This is a genomic window from Microvirga tunisiensis (genome assembly GCF_009296175.1).
GTDB lineage: Bacteria > Pseudomonadota > Alphaproteobacteria > Rhizobiales > Beijerinckiaceae > Microvirga > Microvirga tunisiensis.
This window is the reverse complement of sequence record NZ_VOSK01000554.1, coordinates 1-2,881: the sequence shown is the minus strand read 5'-3', so window position 1 is coordinate 2,881 and position 2,881 is coordinate 1. Positions and strand designations below refer to the sequence as shown.

At 59.5% G+C, this 2,881-nt stretch carries 5 protein-coding genes; 4 read left to right on the top strand and 1 reads right to left on the bottom strand.

The features are described 5' to 3' along the window. The 4 genes from FS320_RS41135 to FS320_RS50515 all read left to right on the top strand — a co-directional run. Positions 1–176 (top strand): transposase (locus tag FS320_RS41135; protein WP_192926244.1); only part of this gene is annotated, 176 nt, incomplete at its 5' end. Between the two features lie 243 nt (positions 177–419). Beyond that, complete coding sequence (locus FS320_RS41130; RefSeq protein WP_342211974.1) at positions 420–1,079, top strand: glycoside hydrolase family 16 protein; 660 nt, start codon at positions 420–422, stop codon at positions 1,077–1,079. 735 nt (positions 1,080–1,814) lie between these two features. Next, positions 1,815–2,141, top strand: coding sequence for a helix-turn-helix domain-containing protein (locus FS320_RS51255; protein WP_162003401.1), 327 nt, complete (start codon positions 1,815–1,817; stop codon positions 2,139–2,141). Continuing rightward, entirely contained in the window at positions 2,087–2,347 is a 261-nt protein-coding gene (locus FS320_RS50515) for a winged helix-turn-helix domain-containing protein (RefSeq protein WP_162003402.1), read from the top strand. The genes FS320_RS51255 and FS320_RS50515 overlap by 55 nt, the downstream gene beginning before the upstream one ends. A gap of 222 nt (positions 2,348–2,569) precedes the next feature. Here the strand turns inward: FS320_RS50515 and FS320_RS41120 are convergent. Beyond that, on the bottom strand, positions 2,570–2,881 hold a 312-nt coding region (locus FS320_RS41120; RefSeq protein WP_152718332.1), incomplete at its 5' end, for a transposase.

Below are 2,881 nucleotides of genomic sequence, written 5' to 3'. Positions count from 1 at the left end.
ATCTCGCCCGGGCGGAGTTCGCAACGCTGCGGTTGCGCCTGCTCAAGATCGCCGTGCGGGTGCAGGAAACCACCAGCCGCATCCGACTGGCCTTTGCCTCGTGCTGTCCGGAAGCGGATCTCGTCCGCCGTCTTGCGAGCGCTCTGGCACCCCAGCCCCGGGCGGCCTCGCCCTGAGCGCCGGGGCTGCCATCGCCCCGGTCATCCCATCCCGTCCCTGCCAACGCGTTCCCCACGTTCCAGACCTTGCCGCGGTGAAAGAAACGCAGCGGATCGGCACGCCCGCGCTACCAAATAGGCCCCGAAACAAACTCTGGTGAATAGGAACGGCTAGTTTGGTCAGATGAGTTCACTGATCCACTTTCAACTTCAAGCAGACGTAGTCGTGGTGCGAAATGGTTTCAGGGCGGCAAACCTGAGATCAGTGAGTTTGGGGCGGCTTGGTTTCCTGATGCGGACGAAGGAAGAAACCCTTTCTATCAACGGGATGGTTTTCTAAGGATTAGAGCCCAGCACGATCCTGATCTGATTGATCCGTTCAAATGGAATCGAAAGTGGTGGTCTGGCTTCCTCTCGACGGGATTCCCTGATGGATCTGCGTCATTCGAGTTTCGCGAGGGTTACGTGGAGGTTCGCATGATGTGCCCCTTGGGACAGGGGCCTTGGCCTGCATTCTGGCTCCTCGACACCGGATCGACTGTCAAACCAAATACTGGCGCGGTCGAGCTGGACATAATTGAGCATTACGGGTTCGAGGATGCATATCAGATTGCGGTCCATGATTGGCCTCCTCGTCTACCTGATGGCAAGCTAGATGAATCGAAAGCTGCGGGAGAGCTTTTCTTTCCACAGGGCGATGTGACAAATAAGTTCCATACGTTCGGGTGTAAACTGACGCGAACCGAGATGATTTTTTACAAGGACGGAATAGAGCAACTCAGAAGACCTCTTTATCAAGCCGAGAGGGTCAGCAGTTTCTACTTGATGCTGAATCTCGCCTTAGGAGGTGGTTGGCCTGTTGTAGTGCCTCCGTCTGGATACTATGACCTCTGGATAGATTACGTTCGGGCCTATGCTTAGTCGTGCTCAACGGGTCGAATTATGCTTGGAAATGTCCAGCATAAGGGCCATCGTATTGCTGTCGAGAGTAGACAATGGGGTGGCAGCGATTCCTTCGGCCCTTATTTCATGCGAACAGTGACGCTCTAAGCAGCACGCCGCGCTGGCCCAGGGACTATGCTGTATGTGAGCGCGGGAGTGATACGCCGATCAAACGGTTCACAAACCTACAGAGAGGATAACGCTCCTCCGTCTCGGAATGCTAAGTATCCATCATTGGCTCAGGAGCAGCCGGAAGGGCTGTAGCTCTTGAGCTGTCCAATACAGATCTGCTGGTGACCATGCTTGAGAGTGGTAATTTCGTGCATGGCTCTAAAAATCAACGCTGGCTTGGCCCGAACATTATGCTCGCACCCGCAGCGCTGGTTTTTGCATCAATCCGGTAGAGTCCGGCCGGACAGTTCGGTCCGTGAAGTTAGCAACTCCCGGCGGGTGCCGGCGAACACTCTCCACCCCGACCTTGGAGTGTGGACTGGCGGGATTGAGAACGCCTGCATTCTGTGATCGTCCGGTTCTATGATGACAAACGGTCCCGGCAATGACCGCGACATTGTCGGACCTACTTCATTGACCACCTACCCGGCGCTGTCAGTTCATTCGAAATGGCTGGATCAGAGACGTTGGAAAAGCGTTCTATTGATCCTCACGCGACAGGTGTAACATGGGGCGGTGTCCGTCATCGTGAGGAGGTGCGCGATGGAGGGCAACGTTTGGCGGCCGACGCATCTGACGTCGGAGCAGATGGAGGAGCGGCGTCTGACCGCCGCGACGCTGTTGCGGCAAGGGCAGCTCTCTCAAGCAGACATTGCCCGGCATGTGGGGGTCAGTCGCGCCAGTGTCTGCCGCTGGGCTGCGACCCTGGCCCAAGAGGGCCGCGTGGTCTGGAAGCGCGCGCCATCCCAGGGCCGTCTCCCCGCCTCGATGAGAAGGCCTGGACGCGGCTGGGCCGGCTGCTGGATCGGGGTGCGGTGGCGGCCGGCTTTGCCACCGAACGGTGGACGCTTGAGCGCATCGCCGCCCTGATCGCGCGGGAGTTCGGGGTGCGCTATCATCCGCGCTACCTGGAGCGGCCGCTCAAGGCCCATGGCTTCAGCGTGCAGCGCCCGGCCACACGGGCCAAGGAGCGCGATGAGCTGGTGATCGCGGTCTGGCCCAAGCGGGACTGGGTGGCTTTGAAAAAGATCTATGGACCGGCCGTGCGTTGCAAGAGGGCTGTGTCAGATGAGTGAGAGACGGTTCGCATCAATCTATCCGGCCTCTGGGTGGAGCCTGAGCTCCGGGCCATCATGGGAATCCGCGCGCACCGCGCCTACTTAGGCGCGAGACCTCGAAGGGCCATTTTTTTCATTAGGCTTGCGGTGCGCCGGGCAACCGTTCATCCATCCTGTCACATCCTTCTCGCGAACCTCGGCGGGAACTCTATCGCTGGAACGTTAGCTGCCGGAGCGGGCTCAGGCTGCGCGTGTGGTGAACTCCGCATCGTAAGCGCCCTCGCGGAACAGCACGCTCCAGGCGATGCGCGCGAGCTTGTTGGCCAAGGCGGCCGCCAGCACATTCCGGTGCAGCCGGGCTCCGGCGGCGTTCAACCAGCGCCCCAAGCCGTGCCCGTGCCAGTGGCCTGGGTGTTGCAGGAGAACTGGGTGTTGCAGGAGAACTTGTGCGCCGCTGACAAACAGCGTGCGCAAGTAGCGGTTCCCACGCTTGGAGAGACCACCCAGGATGGTGCGATTGCCAGTCGAGATCTGCTTGGGCACCAAACCGAG

Bases quoted from the DNA above. Each gene is read 5' to 3' on its own strand.
- FS320_RS51255 (WP_162003401.1), top strand. From the start codon at position 1,815: ATGGAGGGCAACGTTTGGCGGCCGACGCATCTGACGTCGGAGCAGATG.